The sequence below is a fragment of the Streptomyces cyaneofuscatus genome, assembly GCF_000718135.1.
Classification (GTDB): Bacteria; Actinomycetota; Actinomycetes; order Streptomycetales; family Streptomycetaceae; genus Streptomyces; species Streptomyces cyaneofuscatus.
Genome location: NZ_JOEM01000097.1, coordinates 1 through 274, shown reverse-complemented (window position 1 = coordinate 274; position 274 = coordinate 1). Strand labels below are relative to the sequence as shown.

The following is a 274-nucleotide window of genomic DNA, read 5'->3' as shown; positions in this document are numbered from 1 at the left end:
CGCACCGGCCTGCGACTTCGCGTAGGCGGTGCCGAAGACGGAGTCGATGCCCATGACCTCACCCGTGGAGCGCATCTCCGGCCCCAGCACGGTGTCGACACCCCGGCCGTGGATGTCCCGGAAACGGGACCACGGCATGACGGCTTCCTTCACGGAGATCGGCGCATCCAGGGGCAGGGTGCCGCCGTCGCCGGTCTTCGGGAGCAGGCCTTCGGTGCGGAGTTCGGCGATGGTCGTGCCGAGGGAGATGCGGGCGGCGGCCTTGGCGAGGGGG

1 protein-coding gene is annotated in these 274 nt (G+C 71.2%); it reads right to left on the bottom strand.

The genetic code is table 11. The features are described 5' to 3' along the window. On the bottom strand, positions 1 to 274 hold a 274-nt coding region (locus IF17_RS01000000136970), incomplete at both ends, for a hypothetical protein (RefSeq protein WP_032773225.1).